The organism is Pseudobacteroides sp., from assembly GCF_036567765.1.
Classification (GTDB): domain Bacteria; phylum Bacillota; class Clostridia; order Acetivibrionales; family DSM-2933; genus Pseudobacteroides.
Map to the genome: position 1 here is coordinate 134515 of NZ_DATCTU010000104.1, position 23391 is coordinate 157905.

The 23391-nt window shown below is 37.7% G+C and carries 16 protein-coding genes; 9 read left to right on the forward strand and 7 right to left on the reverse strand.

What is annotated here, in order from left to right:
• Positions 1-242: 242 nt before the first annotated feature.
• The 7 genes from VIO64_RS17050 to VIO64_RS17080 all read left to right on the forward strand — a co-directional run bounded on the left by VIO64_RS17050 (position 243) and on the right by VIO64_RS17080 (position 11660).
• Positions 243-1070 carry a sporulation peptidase YabG gene (locus VIO64_RS17050; protein ID WP_331920427.1) on the forward strand — a complete coding sequence of 276 codons (828 nt, stop codon included), beginning with the start codon at positions 243-245 and terminating at the stop codon, positions 1068-1070.
• 265 nt (positions 1071-1335) lie between these two features.
• On the forward strand, positions 1336-3456 hold the full coding sequence (gene glgX, locus VIO64_RS17055) for a glycogen debranching protein GlgX (protein ID WP_331920429.1): 2121 nt from the start codon (positions 1336-1338) through the stop codon (positions 3454-3456).
• A gap of 21 nt (positions 3457-3477) precedes the next feature.
• Positions 3478-5490: an alpha-amylase family glycosyl hydrolase gene (locus tag VIO64_RS17060; RefSeq protein WP_331920431.1), complete on the forward strand. Its 2013-nt coding sequence runs from the start codon at positions 3478-3480 to the stop codon at positions 5488-5490.
• Between the two features lie 60 nt (positions 5491-5550).
• Positions 5551-7191, forward strand: coding sequence for an alpha-glucan family phosphorylase (glgP, locus tag VIO64_RS17065; RefSeq protein ID WP_331920433.1), 1641 nt, complete (start codon positions 5551-5553; stop codon positions 7189-7191).
• 231 nt (positions 7192-7422) lie between these two features.
• The gene (locus tag VIO64_RS17070; protein ID WP_331920435.1) at positions 7423-7803 is read left to right on the forward strand and encodes a BlaI/MecI/CopY family transcriptional regulator; all 381 of its coding nucleotides are present in this window, start codon (positions 7423-7425) and stop codon (positions 7801-7803) included.
• Between the two features lie 60 nt (positions 7804-7863).
• Positions 7864-8916, forward strand: coding sequence for a M56 family metallopeptidase (locus VIO64_RS17075; protein WP_331920437.1), 1053 nt, complete (start codon positions 7864-7866; stop codon positions 8914-8916).
• A gap of 146 nt (positions 8917-9062) precedes the next feature.
• Positions 9063-11660, forward strand: a complete 2598-nt coding sequence (locus tag VIO64_RS17080; protein WP_331920439.1) for a phospholipid carrier-dependent glycosyltransferase — start codon at positions 9063-9065, stop codon at positions 11658-11660.
• 110 nt (positions 11661-11770) lie between these two features.
• Here the strand turns inward: VIO64_RS17080 and VIO64_RS17085 are convergent, their stop codons facing one another.
• From VIO64_RS17085 to VIO64_RS17100, 4 genes are all read right to left on the reverse strand, one after another.
• Positions 11771-12886, reverse strand: a complete 1116-nt coding sequence (locus VIO64_RS17085; protein WP_331920441.1) for an aminopeptidase — start codon at positions 12884-12886, stop codon at positions 11771-11773.
• A gap of 93 nt (positions 12887-12979) precedes the next feature.
• On the reverse strand, positions 12980-14779 hold the full coding sequence (gene pepF, locus VIO64_RS17090) for an oligoendopeptidase F (protein WP_331920443.1): 1800 nt from the start codon (positions 14777-14779) through the stop codon (positions 12980-12982).
• A gap of 58 nt (positions 14780-14837) precedes the next feature.
• The gene (locus VIO64_RS17095) at positions 14838-15785 is read right to left on the reverse strand and encodes a GDSL-type esterase/lipase family protein (protein ID WP_331920445.1); all 948 of its coding nucleotides are present in this window, start codon (positions 15783-15785) and stop codon (positions 14838-14840) included.
• Positions 15786-15956: 171 nt separating this feature from the next.
• Positions 15957-17459 (reverse strand): LysM peptidoglycan-binding domain-containing protein, encoded by a 1503-nt coding sequence (locus VIO64_RS17100; RefSeq protein WP_331920447.1) that lies wholly within the window; start codon positions 17457-17459, stop codon positions 15957-15959.
• 242 nt (positions 17460-17701) lie between these two features.
• Between VIO64_RS17100 and VIO64_RS17105 the strand changes: the two genes are divergently transcribed.
• Positions 17702-18970, forward strand: coding sequence for a homoserine dehydrogenase (locus VIO64_RS17105; protein WP_331920449.1), 1269 nt, complete (start codon positions 17702-17704; stop codon positions 18968-18970).
• Positions 18971-19087: 117 nt separating this feature from the next.
• Here the strand turns inward: VIO64_RS17105 and VIO64_RS17110 are convergent, their stop codons facing one another.
• Positions 19088-19540, reverse strand: a complete 453-nt coding sequence (locus VIO64_RS17110; protein WP_331920451.1) for a hypothetical protein — start codon at positions 19538-19540, stop codon at positions 19088-19090.
• 307 nt (positions 19541-19847) lie between these two features.
• On the reverse strand, positions 19848-22004 hold the full coding sequence (locus VIO64_RS17115; RefSeq protein WP_331920453.1) for an ATP-dependent helicase: 2157 nt from the start codon (positions 22002-22004) through the stop codon (positions 19848-19850).
• A gap of 231 nt (positions 22005-22235) precedes the next feature.
• Between VIO64_RS17115 and VIO64_RS17120 the strand changes: the two genes are divergently transcribed.
• Positions 22236-22499 (forward strand): DUF1385 domain-containing protein, encoded by a 264-nt coding sequence (locus VIO64_RS17120; RefSeq protein ID WP_331920461.1) that lies wholly within the window; start codon positions 22236-22238, stop codon positions 22497-22499.
• A gap of 12 nt (positions 22500-22511) precedes the next feature.
• Here VIO64_RS17120 and VIO64_RS17125 read toward each other — a convergent pair whose 3' ends face one another.
• Positions 22512-23291 carry a sporulation protein gene (locus VIO64_RS17125; RefSeq protein ID WP_331920463.1) on the reverse strand — a complete coding sequence of 260 codons (780 nt, stop codon included), beginning with the start codon at positions 23289-23291 and terminating at the stop codon, positions 22512-22514.
• Positions 23292-23391: the final 100 nt, after the last annotated feature.

Here is a 23391-nt window from a genome sequence, read left to right on the forward strand (position 1 = left end):
CGGACTAAACGGCCCTGTATCTCGAGTACAGAGCAAGGATACGGTTACAAATTTTATCACATAATCTTTCATTTTTCAAGGGTTATTACAAAATTTTATTAAATTTTGCCTTTTGAATTTAATCTTTTCATAAAAGATTAACATAGTGCCACACTTAATTACATCAAAATAACTGAGAATAGTCCCAACATTCAAGAAAATGCATATTATGTAATATGCATTTTCTTATTGGAGGATTCTATATGTCTGACTTTAATGTTGGAGATATTGTAGTCAGAAAATCTTATGGCAAAGATATTTACTTTGTCATAACTGGAATAAACAATACTGATAGCGGTAATCCAACTTATACACTTAGAGGTCTTTTAACCAGAATAGAAGCTGACTCAAGCGGCGTTGATCTTTTAAAACAAAATCCAAGGCTTGTAGATCAGGATAAACTAAATTATCTTCAGAAAACGCAGCGGAACCTTGCCTCACAAAACTTATCCAGACGGCTATACGGCATTAGCAGGCTACCAGGTAAGCCAGGCAGGATTTTGCATATCGATTCCAGCAAGGAGTTTCTTGAAATCTGTATGAACCACTATAGAAGTTCTAAAATCGAGTGTGAGGGCCATACAGTTGCAGAGAGCCAGCAACCTTCAGTTGTGAGAGAATTGCTTGTCGATTACAAGCCTGATATTGTTGTATTAACCGGTCATGACGGTTTAAAGAAAGGTAATGTGGACTTGGATTCAATAGAAAGCTACAGAACATCAAAGTACTTTGTGCAATCAGTGGTTGAGGCAAGGAAATTGGAGCCTGACAAAAACAGGCTGTGTATTTTTGCAGGTGCCTGTCAATCATATTTTGAAGCTATACTTAAAGCAGGTGCAAATTTTGCAAGTTCACCAGGGAGGGTTTTAATAGATTGTCTTGACCCTTCAATCGTATGCGAAAAGGTAGCGACTACTGATCCAAGAATGGTCATAACACCATGGTCTGTTGCACGGCTTACAAAGTCGGGAACTAAAGGAATCGGCGGAATCAATACCAAAGGAAGACTTAAGCCGAGCCGCATGTCATGACAATGTTGTGAGGAAACATAGTGCCTACACCATGGGCACCATGTTTCCCTCTGTATTTTAACATAATATACCTTGAAAAATTTAAAAATTTGCTTTCATTTATCTTAAAAAAGTGATATGATATTTTATAACAGTTCTTTTTTCAATCCAAACTTTTTCAATTAGACATAAGAATTCTCAAGTTTTTGATTATACCAATATTTATTGGGTATTATTCTCAGTAAGTATTAGTGAATACAAATCTATTATGATTGGGGTTAGTAAAATGAGTGAAATTAAAAAGTTCGGTACATTCAATTTACTCCCGGGAAAGCCCGTCCCTTTTGGAGCAACCGTAATTCCTAACCACGGAGTCAATTTTTCAGTATATTCTCTAAACGCAATTTCCTGTGAATTAGTTTTATATAGGAAAAAAGAGAAAGAGCCTTTTGCCATAATTCCTTTTCCGCATGAATATAAGGTCGGCAATGTTTTTAATATGCTTATTCAAAATCTTGATTATGAAAATATCGAGTATGGCTATAGAATTGATGGTCCCCGCAGTCAAAAAGAAGGTCACTGGTTTGACCCTTCAAAGGTTATGCTTGACCCCTATGCTAAAATTGTCGGCGGGCGTGATGTATGGGGTGAGGAACCTGACTGGAGCGATCCTTATCAACACCGCGGGCAAATACTGGCGGACGATTGCTATGATTGGGATGGTGACAGGCAGCTTAATACACCTATTGAAGAGTTAATAATATACGAAATGCATGTACGTGGTTTTACCAGACATCCCAGCTCTAATGTCAAGAATCCGGGAACCTATGCGGGCATCATAGAAAAAATCCCGTATCTTAAGAAGCTGGGAATAAACTGTGTTGAGTTACTGCCAATTTTTGAGTTTGATGAGTTCTTTAAGATAAGAGGACCAATAATTAATATATCGGGCGATCATATGAAAAACTTCTGGGGGTATGATCCATTAGCATATTTCGCACCCAAAGCAGGATACTCATCCAAAGCAAACGGAAAACAGGCGGAAGAATTTAAAGACCTTGTCAAGGCACTTCACCAAAATGGTATTGAGGTCATTTTAGACGTGGTTTTCAATCATACCGGCGAAGGCAAGGAAACTATGCCAAGTGTTTCATTCAGGGGTATTGATAATAAAACCTTTTACCTTACCAACCCTGATGGAAGCTACCGAAATTACAGCGGCTGTTATAATACGGTTAACTGTAATCATCCGGTTGTAAGAAAGTTTATTGTCGACTGCCTGAGGTATTGGGTTCATGAATACCATATTGACGGTTTCAGGTTTGACCTCGCTTCCATTATGTGCCGTGATCAGGACGGAACACCACTGGCCAACCCACCGTTAGTAGAAGCCATTTCCTATGATCCTGTGCTAAAAAACACCAAGCTTATAGCTGAAGCCTGGGATGCTGCAGGCTTATACCAGGTAGGTGGCTTTCCGTCCTACGGCAGATGGTCTGAATGGAATGGCAAATACAGGGATGATTTAAGACGCTTTTTGAAGGGCGACAGCGGCTTTGTTGAGGCTATGGTATACAGGCTTCAGGGATCTCCTGACTTGTATAAGGGGCGTGGAACATCTTCTTCCATTAACTTTGTAACTTGTCATGACGGTTTTACGCTTATGGATCTTTTTTCTTACTACGATAAGCACAACATGGCAAACGGTGAAAACAACATGGACGGCTCAAATGACAATCACAGCTGGAACTGGGGATGTGAGGGCCCTACTGATGACCCTGAAATTAAAAAGCTGCGTAAAAAACTGATTAAAAATGCAGTCAGTATTCTTATGTTAAGCCATGGTGTCCCCATGCTTCTTGCAGGTGATGAAATGGCCCGCACACAAAACGGGAACAACAATCCCTACTGCCAAGATAATGAGATAAGCTGGATAAATTGGAATCTCTTAAAATCAAATAACGAAATATACAATTATTTTGAAAAGATTATCGCATTCCGCAAAAAAAATAAAGTACTCATGGAAAAAGAGCACTTTGAAACAGCCAATTCATTGGGAAGCAGATACCCTGAAATTTCCTTTCACGGCTTAAAACCTTGGGAATACGATAACTCCAGCGAAAGCAAAACTTTAGCTGTAATGTTTTATGACAAACAATCTGATAATAATATTATATATATGGCAATGAACATGTATTGGGATAAGCTGGAATTCACATTACCCAAGCTGGTAAGCATGGATTGGTATTTATTTGCCGATACATCAAAAGCTCCTCCATACGATATAACTGAGCCCGGCAGAGAACTGCTCCTTAAGAACCAACAGAAAATTAATATAGATGCACGTTCTGTGGTTATACTAATAGGAAAAAAGCAGGCACAGGAGAAATCAGTTCAATTTATATAAGCCATACAGCGAGGTTTATTTATGAATAACATAGAATTTGTACTGGAAACTTTAAAAGAAAAGAAAAATAAATTTACTGGAGAATTCTTCATTCCAAAAGCATGGAATTATTTTGGCTACAAAAATTATAATGAAGTCATTGGAAGGTATGGAGAAATAAGCGTAAATCCATACGACTTCTTTTCCCAATGTTTGGAAAACCTTCTTGATGAATGCATTTATGAAATACAAGAAAACACTTCTATAAGTGATGCTGTCAACATGGAAGACAGCGTCATTTACGGTCTTTTCCCCAGAATGTTTACAGCCTGGAATCATTATAATGAGGATATATTGCCCGGAACATTCCTGAAGGCTGCATGTCTTCTCCCATACTTGAAGAAAGTGGGGGTTAATGTTATATACCTTCTCCCTATTTTTAAGTACAGCTTAAACTATAGAAAGGGCGAAACAGGAAGCCCTTACTCAATTAAAAACATATACCAGCTTGATGAAAACCTTCATGACGGTTTATTGGGAGACTTTGATTCATCCTTACTGGAAACAGAATTCAAAGCTTTTGTAGAAGCATGTCATCTTCTAGGAATGAAGGTAATGATTGATTTTGTATTCAGAACCGTTGCCAGAGACAGCGATCTTATTTTGGAGCATCCCGATTGGTTCTACTGGATCAGGTCCGATGCCAAAAACAGCTTTTGTGCTCCAATGATATCTGACATAAAGCCTCAGACAGTTGTAAGCGAAAAACTTATTAAAAAAATATATACCAACGATGTTACATGCAACTATCTAAAGCAGTTTACACCCTCCCCTGATAATTTGGATGAAAAGAAGTGGGATAAAATTGTTAAGAAGCATAGAGACACAAATTGGAATATATTAGATCTCATAGAGGATAGCATGGGTGTTACAACCGCCCCTGGCTTTTCAGATGTTATCAACGACTCTCAGCCTCCATGGTCTGATGTAACTTACCTAAAGTTTTATTTTGACAATCATGAGAAGGCAGCACCCTATCTTAAAGAGGATCAGGCACCTTATGTGTTGTTTGATGTTGCCAAACTCAGCCTCTTTAAATGGAAACAGCCTAATAAGGAGCTTTGGGATTATACAGTAAATGTAATACCCTATTACCAGGAAAAGTTCGGCATTGACGGTGCAAGGATAGATATGGGCCATGCCCTTCCCACAGAACTCAATAAGGAGATTATCCGAAGAACAAAAGAAATAAACCCCAACTTCCTTTTATGGTCTGAGGAATTCAACTGTTTGAATTCACAAAAGGCATTGGAGGATGGATTTCAATTTATGACTGGTTCACTATGGTTTGACTATAAAAATATAGAGAAACCCGGATTTTACAAAGGGGTTTTAGAGCCACTCCTTAAGTCCTCCCTCCCTGTGACGGGTGCTTTAGAGTCTCCCGATACACCTAGGGCTTCCTACAACTATAAGAGTCCTAGAAATCTGGAGTTCATGGCGTTAATAAATAACTTTATGCCCAATGTAGTTCCAATGTTAAACAACGGGATGGAAATAATGGAGATACAGCCTATGAACTTAGGCCTTGATAATACTGAGGCAGGAAGGTTTGTTTTGCCTGAGTCCGACCCAATGTATGGAAAACTAGCTTTCTTTGATAACTATAAGCTGCATTGGAACAACGACTCATGGATTACCATGCCCGATTTTCTTGAAAAGGCTTTTCTTCTTAGAAATCGCTTTAAGAAAATTATAGGGAACAAAGATAACTTTATTTATCTTAAGAATATGGAGAAAAATAAAAATCTCCTAATTTTGTGCTATAAAATACATGATTCCAGTGACTATCTTGTTGTAGTCGGCAACAAAAGCAATAAGGAATCCGCATCAGTGGATCTGACCAGACAGCTGCACAACATCGCAAATCCCGGCTATAAAATAAAAATAGTTTATATGGAAAGGCATTTTTATAGTCTTACCCTGTCTGTGGATGAGAAATTTTTTATACAGCCTAAGGATGTGGTTGTAGGAATTATTACACCTGCACTTTAGCCAACATATCATAATTAAATACGGATTTATAGAGTTTTTATAATAGGATAGGAGGATAGTATGAAGACTAAGAACAGCAAACAACCGAAAGTGGCATATTTTTGTATGGAGTATGGCCTCCACGAAGACTTCAAGATTTACTCAGGAGGATTGGGGATTCTTGCAGGTGATTATATGAAAGCAGCAAAGGACGGAGACTACCCCATGGTAGGGATAGGCATCCTTTGGCGCCAGGGCTATACAAGACAGACAATTGATGAAAACGGCAAACCCTGTGACAGTTTCCACGAGTATAGCTATGATTTTCTTAAGGATACTGGTATTGAGATAAAAATCAGAATTAGAGGCCGTCAGGTTACTTGCAGGGTATGGCTGTGTGAAAAATATGGCAATGTCCCTCTTTATCTACTTGACACCAACCACCCTGACAATGCTGACAGATTCATTACAGGACAACTTTATGGATGGTTTTCGGAGGAAAGAATAGCTCAGGAAATGGTTCTCGGTATAGGCGGCGTAAAGTTGTTAAAAGCTCTCGGGTACGCTCCTGACATATATCATTTCAACGAAGGTCATGCTGTTTTTGCCGGAATTGAACTCATCAGGGATCTAATGGATAATGACGGTTTGTCTTTTAAAGACGCTCTTAATAAAGTTCGAAAAAAAATAGTTTTTACTACACATACTCCCGTTGATGCAGGAAACGAAGTCCATGAGCACGAGCTTCTTCAGTATATGGGAGCATATAACGGCCTGACCTTTGGCCAGATGCTAAGCTTAGGAGGCGATCCCTTCAATATGACTGTGGCAGGCCTTCGGCTTTCCTTAAAAGCTAATGCTGTTGCACAGCTTCACGGCAAGACTGCAAGAAAGATGTGGAAGAACGTAGACGGTGCCTGTGAAATCATTGCTATAACCAATGGTGTTCACAACGGAACATGGCAGGATGAATCAATAAAAGCAGCTTTTGATTCAGATGCAGACCTTTGGACTCCCCACATGGAAGCTAAAAGAAAAATGATCTATGAAATCAGCAAGAGAAACTTTATTAACCTTGATGAAAATGTACTTACTATAGGCTTTGCCAGAAGGGCTGCTCCTTACAAAAGAAGCGATTTTATCTTCAGAAAGAAGGAAATAATAGAACCTCTTTTAAGAGAAAAAAAGCTTCAGCTTATATTCTCAGGAAAAGCACATCCAAATGATTTAACAGGAAAAGATATTGTTTCCAACCTTTATAAAATGGCTGAAAAGTATCCCGGAAGCGTGGTATTTATTCAGGACTACGATATGAATATCGGAAAGCTTCTTACCAGAGGCTGTGATGTATGGTTAAATAACCCCATAAGACCGATGGAAGCAAGTGGAACCTCAGGTATGAAAGCAGCTATGAACGGAGTTTTAAACTTAAGCATACTTGACGGATGGTGGCCTGAGGGCTGCAAACACGGCAAAAACGGATGGCAGATAGGCGACGGCTATGAAGGCAAGGATCAGGATAATGTTGATCTTAAGTCGCTATATGAGGTTCTTCTCGAAGAGGTGCTCCCCACCTACTATGAAAAGAGGGGCAAATGGGTTGACATGATGAGGGAAAGCATCAAAATGTCGGTCTGGAATTTTTCTGCAGCGAGGATGATTGAGGAATATTATGAGGAATTATATCCAAAAGCTGCAAAGGAATCACGCTCCAAGAAGTAGTTATATCACTTTTAATATTATGCAAGAAAAATATCTTTAGATATGAATAAGTGATTTTACTTCCAATATGACAAAAGTCATGTAAACTTGTCATAGAAGTGGAATCACTTTTGTTATATTTTATATTTTTTTCTGGAATAAATTATATTATTTATTGACTTTTGGGGATTACAGGTGTAATATTAAATAGTAGACTACAATTGTAATTCTTTAAAAGGAGTTGTAAAATCAATGACTAAGATGCCACAAATCTCTGACACCGAATGGCAGGTTATGAAAGTTGTTTGGGCAAAATCGCCAATATCAGCTAACCAGGTAATTGAGTCATTAGAAGGCAGCTGCAATTGGAAACCTAAAACCATAAAGACCCTTTTAGGGAGGCTTGTCAAAAAGAAAGTACTCGGATACCACAAGGAGAGTCGGGAGTATATGTATTACAGCCTTATCTCGGAAAAGGACTGTGTCCGGGCTGAAAACAAATCTTTCTTAAGCAGGGTTTACGGCGGTTCTTTTAATATTATGCTTGCAAGCTTTCTTGAGGAAGAAAACCTTTCTTCTTCTCAAATAGAAGAGCTTAGGAAAATTCTCGAGGAAAAGACTAAGGAAAGCTGAAACAATAGACCTTAAATTATTTGTATAATACTTGGAAGGCAGGTGGTAGGAGTGATAGCTGTGGCTCTTTTTAAATGGATTGTATGCTCGTCTGTTATGGCATCCATTCTCATAGTACTATTGGTTTCCTTAAAATTTGTTTTAAAAAACAAGTTAAGGGCTAGCTGGCATCACGCCATTTGGATTCTTGTTGTTCTGAAGCTTCTTATACCCTTTGGACCGGAAAGCCAGCTGAGCATTTACAACATATTCAACCTTACCGACAACAGGATTACCGCTGAAAGTTATAATGTTATAAATACAATAAGTACAGCCACCAACAACATCGCAAAAAGCACACCTATACCTGTAAACTTTAATTCTCATAAAATTACTTATGCAAAAAATGTTCCAAGCAGAGATGACTCCGTCTATCTTTCGGTATTCGGTCTTATTATCTGGATCATTGGGGCGATTGCAGTGCTGGTCTATCTAATACGAAATAACTCAAGAATAATACATAAGATAAAGATAGGCGAAGTCATCCAAAACAAACAACTTAATGAATATCTCCATGAATGCACAAACAAGCTTCATATAAAAAGAAAAATAATTCCAAGGTCGGTATCGGGCCTAAATACTCCGGCTTTATACGGCATTAACGGGCAAACTCTTTTAATACCTGAAAGCATGCTTAATGAGAAAAGCTTTTGGATATTAAGGTATTCCATATACCATGAACTGGCACACCACAAGAGAAAAGACATTCAATTCAATGTATTTGTATCTTTTCTTTTAGTCATTCACTGGTTTAATCCCATTGTATGGTTTGGTTTTAATAAAATGAGGCAGGATTCCGAGCTGGCATGTGATGAGCTTGCCTTATCCTGTATAAGACCTCAAGAGCATAAAAACTATGGGTTAGCCCTCTTGGAGGTTGCTAAGAGGCAATCTAAAAGTTTGTCCTTTGCTAATGCGGTCTGTTTCCTAAATAGCAGCTCCAACCTTAAGAGAAGACTTTCTTTAATCGCCTCATACAGCACTAAAAAATACAACAGCAAATTCATAGTCGGGTTTATGTTTCTCGCTCTATGTATAATTGCACTAACCAATGCAGTGGAAAGCATAATGTAAGATTACTCAGCACTTTCAATTAATTTATTGCAAACAAATGCATATATGGTTTACAATCTATCTGGAGGGAGGATAATCGATTTCAATAATTAAGCTTATAAATTTAATTTATAAAATAAAATTTCATTCAAGAGGGTGGTCAAAAAATGAAAAAACTTCTTCTACCAATTCTTTCAGTGATAATACTGGCGGTAAGCTTGTGCGGTGTATCTTTTGCTGAAGGAAGCAATATTCTTAAAAATCCGGGCTTCGAAGATGCCGACAAACCTTATTCCTGGGACCAGGACATATGGGAAGCATCTGACGGTCAAAAAGAAATCAAGGTTGTAAACAATGTATTTCACTCAGGTAAACAGTGTGCAGTGATCATAAACTCAAAAGAAGGGGATTCACGTCTAAAGCAGACTGTTGATGTTCAGTCTGATTCTCTCTACAAAATATCAGGCTGGATTAAGACTGAAAATGTAGGAGATACAAATAAAGGTGCCAACTTCTCAGTTCATATGCTTCAGATCACATCTGCAGATGTAAAGGGGACAACCGACTGGAAGTATGTTGAGATGTATGGACGTACAGGCAAAAGCCAAACATCTCTCATAGTAACCGCAGGACTTGGTGGATACGGCAGCCTGAACACAGGCACAGCCTACTTCGATGACATATCTGTAGAAAAGGTAAACAGCGTACCTGCCGATTCAGTAGAATTTGCTTTTTACTCCAATGATGCAAGCAGCGGCGGATCAAGTGACAGTGACAAGTCGTGGTTGATATATTTAGGCCTTGCACTCCTTGCTGCAATAGGTGTGGTTATCTTCTTCATTCTCAGGAAGCCTAAAAAGTCAGCTGCGAATTCACAAGAATCAACTGATTACAGTACTTCACTTAAAAAGGGAGCTGCACAGACAGAATCTAATCCTGCAAAAAATCAGCCTCCACCATTTAAGATTGACAAGAAAGATTTGATTGTAATGGGTGTTATGACTTTAGTTTATCTAGTTATTGCCCTTTGGAATTTGGGCGAAATGACTGCACCCGAGACATTCTGGAAGCCGATTTCCTCCGGTCAGAGTTTTGTGGTATCCTTTGACAAGGAATATGAGCTCTCAAGAATCGGTTACCATGACAATATAGGAGATGGAAAGTACACACTCCAAGGTATGGACCCTTCCGGCAAATATGTCAATATCGGAACCATGAGCCAGGACGTATATAACGTATTCAGGTGGCAGCACATCTCCGATATAAATTTCCGTACCAAGAAGGTTAAGGTCATTGTGGAATCATCCGGTGCTGCTCTAAATGAAATGGTTTTCTATGCAAAAGGCAGCAAGGAGCCGATTAAAGGCTTCAAACTGGAAGAAATCAATACCAACCCCAAAAGAGATCAAGGTAAGGTTGAAAACCTTTTTGACGAGCAGGATACAGCAAGATACTACAACAATTATATGAACTCAACATACTTTGATGAAATATATCACCCAAGAACTGCTTATGAGCACATAAACAGGATGGAGCCTTATGAAACAACCCATCCTCCCCTTGGCAAGGTTATTATGACACTCGGTATCCTTCTCTTCGGTATGAACCCATTCGGCTTCAGAATTATGGGTACTATCTTTGGTGCATTAATGATACCTGCAATGTACCTTTTAGGTAAAAAGGTATTCCACAAGAGAATTTTTGCCTTTGCCAGTGCATTCCTCATGATGTTTGAATTTATGCATTTTGCCCAAACAAGAATAGGAACCATTGACTCTTATCCCGGCTTATTCATTATACTGACATATTTCTTCATGTATGATGCTTTTATCAAGAAGTCCTATAAAACAGGATTCAAAAACTCATTAAAGCCTCTGTTACTTGCAGGAATATTCTGGGGCCTAGCCGCTGCAAGCAAGTGGACCGCTTTATGGACCGGCTTCGGTCTTGCCACATTGTTCTTTGTTGCAATGGGACTGGAGTTGTGGGATTATAAAAAGGCTCTCAGCAAGAAGATTAAAGGTAAATTCCCTTCATGGACCCGTGACTTTATTAAAAACAAGCTGGTGCTGACCCCACTTGCATGTGTAGTATTCTTCGTTGTAATCCCAGGAATAATATATGTATCGTCATACCTGCCCATAATTACGCTTCCAGGTCCTTCGCATAATCTTGAAGAGGTTGTGAGATACCAGAAAAATATGTATGATTACCACGCTAACCTTGATGCAACCCATCCGTACCAGTCCAATCCATGGGAGTGGTCGGTAGGATACAAGCCGCTTTTGGAGTATCGTGACACCAACCAGCCTGCAGGCAAGGTTTCACTTATGTACACCATGGGTCACCCAATTATATTCTGGTTCGGACTCGCCAGTATATTTGCAATTATCGGCATAGGCATCTGGAAAAGGGATAAACGAGTATTCTTTATACTAATAGCCTATGGATTCCAGTATATACCTTGGTTCATAACCAACCGCGGCGGCTGTATGTTCATATATCACTACTTTACTGCCATACCGTTCCTTATAATGGCACTTGTTTACCTACTTAAGTTCGTACACGACGACCTGCCTAAGATAATCGGAAAGGCATATATGAGTAAACAAGCCGAAGAAAAGGCAAGACTTGTAACAAAATGTATATGCTATATCTTCCTCGCAATTGTTGCAATCTTCTTTATCTGGTTCTATCCGGCTCTCTCGGGGAAAGTAATGAGTGACGACTATCACAATACTTTAAAATGGTTCAATGTTCTATGATATGAGATGTATAAAATAACATAAAAATTAAATTACTAAGAGGCTGCACTAACGTAAAGTTAAGCAGCCTCTTCTCTTATTCACATGGATTTATAAATTTGAGTGTTATGTCAAATCAAGTTTTCCGGGTTCAGGCATTTTAGCTCATCCACAACAAATACACCGTCTTTTCTTATGAGAGTATCATCAAACCATATTTCTCCCCCTCCATACTCAGGCCTCTGTATAAATACCAGGTCCCAGTGTACAGCAGATTTGTTTCCGTTATTGCATTCATCATAGCAGCTTCCCGGGGTGAAGTGTATGCTGCCTTTGATCTTCTCATCAAAAAGGGTGTCCTTCATAGGTGTATCTATATGTGGGTTTAGTCCGATTGAAAACTCCCCTACATACCTCGCACCTTCATCAGTATCAAATATCTGATTAATCCGCTCTGTATTATTGGCTGTGGCTTTTATTATTTTTCCGTCTTTAAATTCAAGGCGGATATTCTCAAATGTCACTCCCATATAAACAGCCGGGGTGTTATAGGTTATAACACCATTGACAGATTCTTTAAGGGGAGCAGAGAACACTTCCCCATCAGGAATATTGAGCTTTCCATCACATTTTATTGCAGGCATTCCTTTTATAGAGAAAGACAAACCGGTATCCTTTCCTGTTATCCTAACCCTGTCAGCTTCTTCCATATGCTTAACCAATACATCCATTGCTTTGGACATTTTCTGGTAATCAAGATTGCATACCTTGAAGTAAAAATCCTCAAATGTTTCTGTGGGCATATTGGCAAGCTGAGCCATTGAGTGGCTGGGGTATCTTAGCACACACCATTTTGTATTTTTTACTCTCATATCAGAATGCAGCGGCTTCTGATAGTACTTCATATAAATCTCCATCTTTTCGGAAGCTACCTGACCAAGCTCGCTTACATTACTACCGGATCTTATGCCTACATAGGCATCCATCCTCTTCATTCTTTCTATTTCAAAGGATGCTATTTCCTTAATCTGGTCTTCATTGCAACCTTCAAGCAGCACCCTTATAAGCTCGCTGTTTTTATTTGTTAGATAGGGCACACCGCCTGCTTTATAGGCTTGCCTCACAAGCTCCCTTGTAAGAGGCGATGCATCTCCAAATGTCTCTATCAGAACTTTCTCACCCTTTTTAATCTCAAGTGAGTAGTCAATGATGTTTTCTGCCAGTTTTATAATTCTTGGATCAGTCATAATATTAATTCCTTTCTTGGACCTTCGCCTATCCTGCACACTGTCTATACTAAATTTTTATCACTTTTAATGAATATTAAAAGTTTGTTATTCTCATATAAGAGTTTCCAATTCGGAAAGTATGCCTTCAAACACCTTCAATGCATCCTCAACAGGCTTTGGCGTCGACAGGTCTATCCCAGTCTTCTTCAAAAGCTCCAGCGGATAATCCGAGGAACCGCTCTTTAGGAAATCCTTGTACTTGTCAACAGCTGATTGTCCTTCTGTCAGTATCTTCCTTGAGATGGATGCAGCAGCTGAAAATCCTGTTGCATATTTATATACATAGAAGCTGTTATAGAAATGGGGAATTCTTGCCCACTCCATATCAATATCCCCATCCACCTCAACATCACTTCCGAAGTATTTCTGATTAAGGTCTCTGTAAATGCTGCAAAACAGCTGAGGTGTGAGGGCCTGACCCTTTTCCAGACTTTCATGAATTATCTTCTCAAACTCTGCGAACATTACCTGTCTGAAAACAGTCCCCCTGAATTCCTCCAGATAATGATTGAGAAGATAGGCCTTTTCATTCTTATCCGTTGTTTTTTCCAATAAGTAATTCATAAGCAGCAACTCATTTACGGTAGAAGCCACTTCAGCAACAAATATTTTGTAGTGGGAGTATACATACGGTTGAGTGATGTTTGTGTAGTAAGTGTGTAAAGCATGCCCCATTTCATGGGCAATGGTAAACACGTCATTAGTAGTACCTTGGAAATTTAAAAGCACGTAAGGATGGCTTTTGTAAGATCCCCATGAGTATGCTCCGCTGGTCTTTCCCTCATTCTCATAAACATCTATCCAGCCTGATTCAAAGGACTTTCTAAGGAGTCCTATATACTCCTCTCCCATGGGCTTAAGGCCTTCAATAACCATATTCAAAGCTTCTTCATAAGGTATCTTTCTTTTTGATTTTTCAACAATAGGAACATACAGATCATACATATGCAATTTATCCAGCTTCAAAGCTCTCTTTCTAAGCTTCAAATAGCGGTGCAGCAGGCCTAGGTTGTTGTTAACGGTGCTGATTAGGTTGTCATACACACTTACCTTTATATTGTCATCATCTAGTGATGCTTCGAGGGCGGACCCATAATTCCTTACTGCAGAATAAAACCTGTTAGCCTTCACATTTCCCGCAAGTGATGCCGCAATAGTGTTCTTTTGCTTTTTATATGTATCATAAAGTGCATGAAAAGCACCTTCTCTGACACTTCTGTCACGGCTTTCAAGAAGGGTTATATATCTTCCCTTTGTAAGCTCAATTTCATTCCCTTCCTCATCTTTAACAAACGGAAATTTTATGTCTGCATTATTGAGCATCGTAAAAATATCCCTTGGATTAGATGCAATTTCATAAGACATTGCAATGAGCTTTTCTTCCTTTTCAGATAATATATGCTTCTTCTGCCTCGTAATTTCTCTAATGAACTGTTCATACAATTTGAGTTTTTTATCGTTTTGCAGAAAACCGTTTATCACCTCTTCAGAAACCGAAATAAGTTCAGGCACAATAAAGGATATTGCAGAATAAACTTCTGTGCTTAATGCCGATGCCCTGTCTGTCAGTGCCTGATACTGGGGATCCGAATTATCTTCATCCCTCTTCATGCGGGCATAGACATAAATATTGTCCACCATACTAAGTATATCATCCCTTAGATTTAAGCATTCATGGAGATTATCGGCACTTTGGCCCAAGGAACCTGAGTATTTGGCAATTTCCTTACATAATACCTTAATTTCGGTAAAGTCTTCCTCCCATTTCTCATGGCTGTCGTATATATCTTCAAGCTTCCATTTATACTTGCCGTCGATTTCACTTCTTTTGGGTAAAGCATTATTTGCCATTTGTAAAACCTCCTAGTCAGTTAACTCTTTTATTATTCTATTATATCTATGACATGTTCTATTGGACCATATCTTTTATTTTTTTGGCCCAAAGATCATATGCACTGCTATTTATATGCACTCCGTCTTTAGTATATTTATCACTCATATTTCCATTCTTGTCCTTTAATAGTATTCCTATATCAACATATTTTAAACTGCATACCTTCACCATGTCCTTTATTCTGGTATTTAAGCTTTCTATACCTTTGTTGCTTACATCAGGATTCCTGGCTAATGCGTTTTTGCCCATAGGCAGCACCGATTGCACAATTATTTCTACATATGGACAAGCTGATCTTATCTTATTAATGATTTCATTATAGTTATCCATTATGTCTTCCTCTTCCCTTAGAGTCCATATATCGTTAGTTCCTAGCATTATAAAAACTTTGTCCGGTTTATTGCCTATGACATCATTTACTCTTTTCAATGCATCTTTGGTGGTATTTGCAGAAACTCCCTTATTTATAAGGTTGCCTGAAGTAAAGTATTTCTTTAAGCCAAATCCCTGGGTTAATGAATCGCCAAAAAAAACTATAGGCCCTTTGGTTACTGTAAGCGATTTCTTCTTTGCATTCCATGAAACCCCAATATTCATATCTTTCCATGGGAAGCTTAAAGGAACTAAAGCCTTGCCGCCTTTTACCTGGATTGCAGCATCCAAGGATTTTGCGACACCATTTACATATACTGTTTCGCTTTTTAATGCCATTTTTATCTCAACAATACCTTTAGTACACAGTATCTCTTTTGTATCTTTATTCCATTCTATCCCTGCACCAATCATGCTGCATATATTCCTAATCAGAATCATAGGTCTGCCGTTTTCCACAATATAATAGTCATTTGACAAACCATGTGAATTGCTTGATTTAAAAAGCAACGACCCTGTAAAGAAATTGGCAGGTACAATAAAAAGAATAAATATTAATAAAAACATCAAATACTTTTTCCATCTAGCCATAATTTTCCTCCATGAATCCTTTATTTATATTTTCTATAATACCACAGCTTATTCCTTCTGATTCAAAAATAAATGTATTGTAACTTGCATATTAAATAAACCATGGAGCAAGGCGTGAGCCTCTACCATGGTTTTATTGTTAGTTTTTTATAATAAGCTATAACAAATTATTTATTGCAGGCCTCCTGCGACAGAAACCATTTTTTGATTATCTGCATCAACCATGTTATCCACATGTCTTCTTCCATTTAAAACATACATATCAAAGTGGCCATCCATACCATTGCCGGAAATACGGTCATAATTAGGTCCTGTTCCATAATTACCGCTTCTGTTGGAAACTGTTTTATTCAGTGGTACTCCATCAACACCGGCATGGGGCATACCGTTTACAGATACAGCAATCTTTCTGCCTCCTAACTCCAATATCATAGGCCTAATATTCCATGTCCAGCTTCCTCCAAATATTTTATTCATAATAGCAGTATCCGAACCAGATAAAGTTTCTGTATCTGAATGACTTGCCCCCATTGTTCTTTGTACATAAAACGAAAGGCCTGTTTCCATATCCATTAACCTTCCGATTGCACCTACAGGTATGACATACTGTCCCTCAGTAAACCAATCCAGCAATTCCCCATACTGGCTGCCCATTACCTTCTTTATAGCAACCTTATGAACAGGAACCTTAAGTACTTGCCCTATATTCAATACCGAGTTGGTTGTGAGTCCATTCGCCTGTATCAATTCATTAACAGGCAAACCTACTTTTTCAGATATGGACCATAAGTTGTCACCTGAAACCACCTTATAAGTGGTATACTCTGTTGTATTCATAGATGAGTCTACAGGTATTATGTTATTGAAATGTGTACTGTTAGGAGCACTATCATTAACAGTCTGCGGAATTATTACCGATGATTTGTATAAATAGCCTTCACCCTTAGGAGTGCTTACCTTATACCATAAATCATTTTTTCCTGTGACTTTTACCTTGGTTCCATATGAGAGATAACCTTTTACCAGCGATTGGAACGAAGGTGCCGTAAATAATGAAGCAGTTGTGCTTGTTGCATCATAACTATAATTAAATGTGCTATCTGTTAGTTTAATCGTCAAAAGTTGTCCTATATAAATTGAAGTAGTCGGCAAGTTATTAAGCTGCCTTATACTGTCAATTGATACTCCGAACAATTGGGATATCTTCCATAAGGAATCTCCGCTTATAACTTTATATATTATCTTTCCATCAACGGGCTTAAATAAAAGAGGAGTAGTATTTCTTAATACCACTGTCATTCCGATTTGCTTATAAAAATCTAGAGGTATCATAACTGTGTTGTTAATTATCTTTATAGGAGCTCCAATATTTATGTACTTTCCATTCAAACTCAAAACATCATTATCAAGACGGAATTTTAATTCGTTTTCTCCATAGTTCATAAGTGCGTTCATGGTTTTTACATCAAAGGAAGCTGTGAGCTGGAGATTTGAAGCACTTTCCTTCAAAGGTATGTAAGTCTCTCCATTTAGGTTGATTGGGGAAGAACTCCATGATACAGTGCCGTTATTTATAAGCACATCCTGGATAATACCTTCGGCATAAGAAGCAGCAAGTATTCCGGCAGCTACAGAAAATACTACAATCATTGCTACAAACATTTTTAACTTCATAAAACCCCTCCGAGTTAACATAATAAGTTTCTTATCCATTATATTATAATCTTGACACTAACTCAAGGGCTGCTGACAAGGTTAGATATGGCAAGTAATTACAAAACATTTTATATGAAAATTGGTTAGCTAAATTGATAATCTATATATAGAATGGTAAAATATCTAATGATACATGAATTCAATTAATTTAATTACAAATAATAGAACATTATTTAACTCAAAATTACAGGAGATACACTATGAAAAAGATTAAAGTGGGCCTTTTAGGCCTTGGTGTTGTCGGTGCTGAACTGGCAGATATAATAAACTCAAATAAAGAAAATATCAAGCAAAAATACGAAATTGAAATGGAAATAGGAAAAGCCTATGTAAGAGACCTTCAAAAAAAGAGAAATACCGATATATCCCCTTCCTGTCTGACTAATAGTGCTGAAGAAGTATTGAACGATTCAGATATAGTTTGCGAATGCATGGGCGGATCAGGAACGGAAATTACAAAAAATTATGTAATACGCTGCATTGAGTCAGGCAAACCTGTTATAATGTCAAGTAAAAAGGTTATTGCTCTTTATGGAAAAGATATTCTTGATCTCTGCCTTAGCCAGAAAAGTCAGATAAGGTTTGATGCAACTGTAGGAGGCGGTATTCCAATTGCAAAGGTTATAAAGGAATGTTTTAAAGGTGAAAGAATAACAAAGGCAGTAGGTATATTGAACGCTACCTCAAATTATATATACTCAAGCATGGAACGAAAGGGGTATACCTTTGGGCAAGCTTTAAAAAAGGCACAGGAGCTGGGCTATGCTGAAAATGATCCTACTGAGGATATTGATGGATTTGATGCCCTCTATAAAGTTATTGTACTTTCCTTATTTGCTATGAAAAGCTGGGTCAATATAAAGGAAATGTATACAAAATCCTTCTCTACCATTGATCTAATTGATATGAAATATGCAGAGGAGCTGGGATACAAAATAAAACCTCTGGCGATATTTGAAAAGAAGGACAGCAAATTTATATACAGGGTTGGACCTTGTCTTATTGCTGAAAACCATATCGCAGCAAACGTAACAAACAATTTCAACATAATAGTTTTTGAAGGCTCAAATTCCGGCAAGCTGGGTTTCTATGGGCAAGGAGCCGGTTCAAAGCCCACCGCATCAGCAATGTATGACGATCTTATAAGTGTCTTAAAAACCAATTTCGAATATGAAATGGATCTTTATAAAGGCTGTGAGGTAATTCATGACTACAGAGAATTCAGCAACAACTTGTATTGGAGAGTATCAGTTGATAACACAATCGGCAAGCTTGCCCTCATCTGCAATGTATTTGCAAAAAACTCAGTGAACATAGAAAAGGTGATACAAAAAGATGAGGTCGGTGGAAAAATGGATGTGGTCCTTTTGACAAACAGCGTTGAATCTACTGTTATCGATCTTATTACTCGTGAATTCGAAAATAATAAAGTTGATGTAAACACCATAATTCCATTTTTCAATGATTGATGTTTAAAAAGCATAAATGTTGTAATAGGATATTAAAAAACGCAGCTATCAAGCTGCGTTTTTTGATGTCTTTATTCTTTATAATGATATTTTTAACAATTAATTATTTATTGTTTATTAGTGTTTATCACAATCTTTCTTTTTGTGGTCACATTTTTTCTTTAAACAAATGCATATCAATGCTAATAATGCCAATAATGTCAATATCCCGAATATAGCCCCTAAAATAAAACATCCAATTGTGCATTTAGGAGGACATGGTTTTGGAGTGGGACATGGAGTAGGAGTAGGTACTGCTGTTGCTGTCGGTGTTGCCGTTGGTGTTGCTGTTGGTGTTGCTGTTGGTGAAACTTCAGGGCAGAATATTATAGAGACATGGCTTACATTTGCCGGCTCACCGCTTGGAACTGTTGGTGCAGCCAGATTGGTGTCTGTTAAAGTACCAGGTGGATACTTATAAATATTATAAGCAGAACCACCCTTTACAATAACTGAATCAATCGGAAAATTACTCTGCCACCATAATACCTCCGTATAATTATTCCTAGGAGCAGTTCCAATTAAAAACATAAAAGTACCATCGCCACCGGGATCGGGAACTCCACTATTACTCCAAGCATCATTACAGTTAATGTAATAGATGGCGGCAAAAACTTCTTAATAATAACGCATCTCCTTTAAATTTTATGTCTACTTTACAATACGCAGAAAAATTTTATTTAGCTCCATAAAGTTTACATAAATTTAACAATATTGAACTCCTAAAAAGCAAAATATTGGGGTAATTACATTACTGAAGTTTTTGCAGTATCATGCGGCATAAATCAATGCTATAATTCTTATCTTCATTTTCCAAGACCTTTTTTACTTGATCAATCTAAAGGGTATCACTACTTTTGTCAATTACTTTTATTAGCCCTTCTTCTATGCATGTGGTTACAGCAAGAGTTTTGTCTCCAACAGCATCAAACTTAACCCTCATGGTTCCCTTAAAATTATCTACTGATAAAACTTGTCCGATCCCAAACTTTACGTGCTCTATCAATGCATTTACAGCACATCCGAGCATACTGCCTTCTTTGGATTTACTCTTCCTTACATCGGTATTATAAAAATTTGAGGCTCTTTGTGCCTTGAGAAGCTGCTTCACAAATCTGGATGCAGGCACCTTTCTCTTATTTGAAGTGTCAAAGCTGATTATTTCAAGCTTCTTACTAGCCCTGGTAATTCCCACATAAAATAGCCTTGTTTCCTCTTCTATCTGCCGCCTGTCTCCCTCCTCCGAATCAGCTATGCTTTTAGATGTAGGGAACTGTCCTTCTATAAGATCAATGAGAAAAACATTATCAAACTCCAATCCTTTACTGGAATGTATTGTGGATAAAATAACCGAGCTTCCAAACCTGTTCTTCCTTGAATCATCAATAATCTGCTGCAGACGGCCTAGCCTGTCAAAAAATTCATCATATGTTTTAGTATTTTCAGCTATAGCCTTCAAAGCATCCATTACCTGATTCAGACTTTCCTGGGAATATCCTTTTTCTTTGCACATTTTTCGAATAAACAGCTTATAGTTAAGCTCCTTCTCAATAAACTCTATGGCATTTAGTGGCTTCATGGACGAAATACGCTTTATGCCCTTATATATGTCCGTCAAATCTCTTTTTGTGTCCTGATTGGAGCCCGGATATGACAGTAAGGCATCAAATATATCCTTATGTTCACCAATATTGCTTGTTGCATATTGAAGCATATCCTTTGATAAAAAAGCATTGGTTTTATAATAAATTTGTGCAAAGGATTCCATATCCCTCATATTAAGCCCAAGTCTTATAAATGAAAGAATGTCTGCAACCATCCAATGCCTGAAAAAATGAACATTTGGCTCTTTTAGATAAAAGGGCACCCCATTTCTTTCAAAAAGCTCCACTAATGGTATTGCCGATATATTGTTCCTATAGAGTACGGCACACTGTGATAAATACTTATGACCTTTTATTGTATTAATCAAATGATTGTACTGATCATTTCTATCCCTAAGGCTAACAAACCGAACAGGATTTCCATTCTCCTTTTCAGTGAACATATTCTTGTCAAATCTTTCTTTATTCTGCTTTATGAAAATATTAGCAGCATTTACAATACCTGCTGTTGAACGGTAATTCCGCTCCATGAGCATTATTCTTGCACCAGGGTATGTCTTCTCAAAATCAAGGAGTGCCTGAGGAAAAGCTGCCCTAAAACCATATATGCTCTGATCTTCATCTCCAACCATGAATATATTGTTTTTAGGCATTGCCAGAAGCTTAATAAGCTCGTGCTGTGCATAAGAAGTATCCTGTGATTCATCCACGTTTATATAGTGGTATTTATTCCTGAAAATATCGATCATTTCTTTATTTTGCTTAAAAAGCATAAAGGTTCCGGTAAGCATATCATCATAGTCAATCAGCCTTGCTTCACGCTTATATTTTTCATATACATTATAAATGTCCGGAAAGTTGTCGATGGATGTCTCAAAACCTTCTACTTCACTTGAATTGAAAAGCATGTTTTTGACATAGTTTATGCTGCTTGAAAGTTCCTCAAGGGTATCTTCATTTATATATTCATTATTAACTTCCAGATAAATTTGCTTTAGAATGCTATTTTTGGACTTTTCACTGTCATTCCCCTCAATTACCTTCGGGAATGGCTTACCCGCTTTTTTCACATATGTGTTTATAACGGAATAACAAAAGCTATGAATAGTTGAAAACTCTACATCATAGGATATATCCCTGCCGAATGTCTTGTTAAAACGTTCTTTCATGTCTGAGGCTGAGGCCCTGCTGAATGTCAATGTTAAAATCTTTTGTGGGTCAATGTTGTAACTCAATATCATATTTGCCACTCTTGATATTATTACAGTAGTTTTTCCCCCTCCTGGTACCGACAGAAGAAGTGCAGGCCCATATATATTATTAACCGCTTCGGCTTGCTGTTCATTTAAATTTATATTATATTTTTCTCTCAAAATAGTATGAAAATCCATCTAATTCCTCCGATAGCTGAGGTATTTGATCAAAATTGCTTGCGATTTTGCAACCCGATCGTTGTCGTTAGAAATTAAGGAGCAATATACGCCATATTTTCCTAGACATGAACAAAAACTTAGTAGCTGTAAATATTATAGCATTAGTTATGTTATTGCTTAAATATATATCTCAAAAAAGAACATACATTCGAAAAAAATATTTCAATTTCTTTGAAGGACTCATCAAGGTTGCATTCTTACCTTGCATTCGTTTCAAAAGCGAAGGATATAAGGAGGGTATGGCAATATCACAGTGCAGAGCACAAAACTATAAATTGTTACGAAAACGGCAATGAACTAGCCATTGAAAATGTTATCAGATATTCGGCAAAAAGCCATTCCCGCCTTGCTGCATTAATAAGCATGCCGGGGTTGTCTAATGATTTTGCCAACCTTAGTCGTTGGCGTGAGAAATTGTGGTACAGAAATACACCACAACTTTTCACGACATAGATAAAAGAGGCTTTAAAGCCTTCTTTTAATGGTATCATAAAGATAATCCGCAATATACCTTCTGCCTTTTTCAAACTCCGAAGCAGGTATGTTTATTTGAATGACACTTTCGTCCATGTCCATAATTTCAAGCAAAAACCCTTTCGCACCTCTTGCCGATCTGTCAATCTCCATGATCATCTGAAGTCCGTTATAATCGGGATAGAATACTATTTCCAGCTCATCTAATGAGTTTCTGAACTGACCTCCGGCTCTAAATTCAAACTCCTGCACAAAAGGAAGTCCTCTCCCAAGCCTTCCTGTATATTCCGTCTCAACTTTTGCCAAGCGAAATCCCAAATCCTCACAAAGAGCATCTAAAACACATCCCATATAAGGATGGGGAACAACATTCAAATAGTCCTTATCCGACGGGTCAAGAGCCAATTTAACATCTAATCCGGTACTGATCCAAACAGAGTCCTTTTGAAGGGATACAGGTGTTTCAAATGGAATCATCATTGAAAACGGTATCGCTCGTGTTTCCTTAGGCCTTATTGTAAATGTTTCATTTAATTCAATTTTTGCAATCTCAACTGTCTGTTTAACCCTGCCGCTGTTTTCCACTTCTTTCATGTAATATGTCATCAGCTTTAAATAAATCTTATTGATTTCCTGTTCAATATTTCCTCCCATTACATGCACTACACCACTAATGTCATCTCCTACAGAAACACATGGATTATCAATACGTGCATCCACCTTTGCAGCACCTATACCAACCTTTGACAACGCTTTTTCAAAAAAAGACATATTGATTCCTCCTATTTTTGTTTTGATTAAAGTGATAAATAGAATGTAAAATTATTATCACTTTTAATATAGATAATTTAGAAACCTATGACGTGGTACA

Bases quoted from the DNA above. Each gene is read 5' to 3' on its own strand.
- VIO64_RS17050 (WP_331920427.1), top strand. From the start codon at position 243: ATGTCTGACTTTAATGTTGGAGATATTGTAGTCAGAAAATCTTATGGC.
- glgX (WP_331920429.1), top strand. From the start codon at position 1,336: ATGAGTGAAATTAAAAAGTTCGGTACATTCAATTTACTCCCGGGAAAG.
- VIO64_RS17060 (WP_331920431.1), top strand. From the start codon at position 3,478: ATGAATAACATAGAATTTGTACTGGAAACTTTAAAAGAAAAGAAAAAT.
- glgP (WP_331920433.1), top strand. From the start codon at position 5,551: ATGAAGACTAAGAACAGCAAACAACCGAAAGTGGCATATTTTTGTATG.
- VIO64_RS17070 (WP_331920435.1), top strand. From the start codon at position 7,423: ATGACTAAGATGCCACAAATCTCTGACACCGAATGGCAGGTTATGAAA.
- VIO64_RS17080 (WP_331920439.1), top strand. From the start codon at position 9,063: ATGAAAAAACTTCTTCTACCAATTCTTTCAGTGATAATACTGGCGGTA.
- VIO64_RS17085 (WP_331920441.1), bottom strand. From the start codon at position 12,886: ATGACTGATCCAAGAATTATAAAACTGGCAGAAAACATCATTGACTAC.
- pepF (WP_331920443.1), bottom strand. From the start codon at position 14,779: ATGGCAAATAATGCTTTACCCAAAAGAAGTGAAATCGACGGCAAGTAT.
- VIO64_RS17095 (WP_331920445.1), bottom strand. From the start codon at position 15,785: ATGGCTAGATGGAAAAAGTATTTGATGTTTTTATTAATATTTATTCTT.
- VIO64_RS17100 (WP_331920447.1), bottom strand. From the start codon at position 17,459: ATGAAGTTAAAAATGTTTGTAGCAATGATTGTAGTATTTTCTGTAGCT.
- VIO64_RS17105 (WP_331920449.1), top strand. From the start codon at position 17,702: ATGAAAAAGATTAAAGTGGGCCTTTTAGGCCTTGGTGTTGTCGGTGCT.
- VIO64_RS17110 (WP_331920451.1), bottom strand. From the start codon at position 19,540: ATGTTTTTAATTGGAACTGCTCCTAGGAATAATTATACGGAGGTATTA.
- VIO64_RS17115 (WP_331920453.1), bottom strand. From the start codon at position 22,004: ATGGATTTTCATACTATTTTGAGAGAAAAATATAATATAAATTTAAAT.
- VIO64_RS17125 (WP_331920463.1), bottom strand. From the start codon at position 23,291: ATGTCTTTTTTTGAAAAAGCGTTGTCAAAGGTTGGTATAGGTGCTGCA.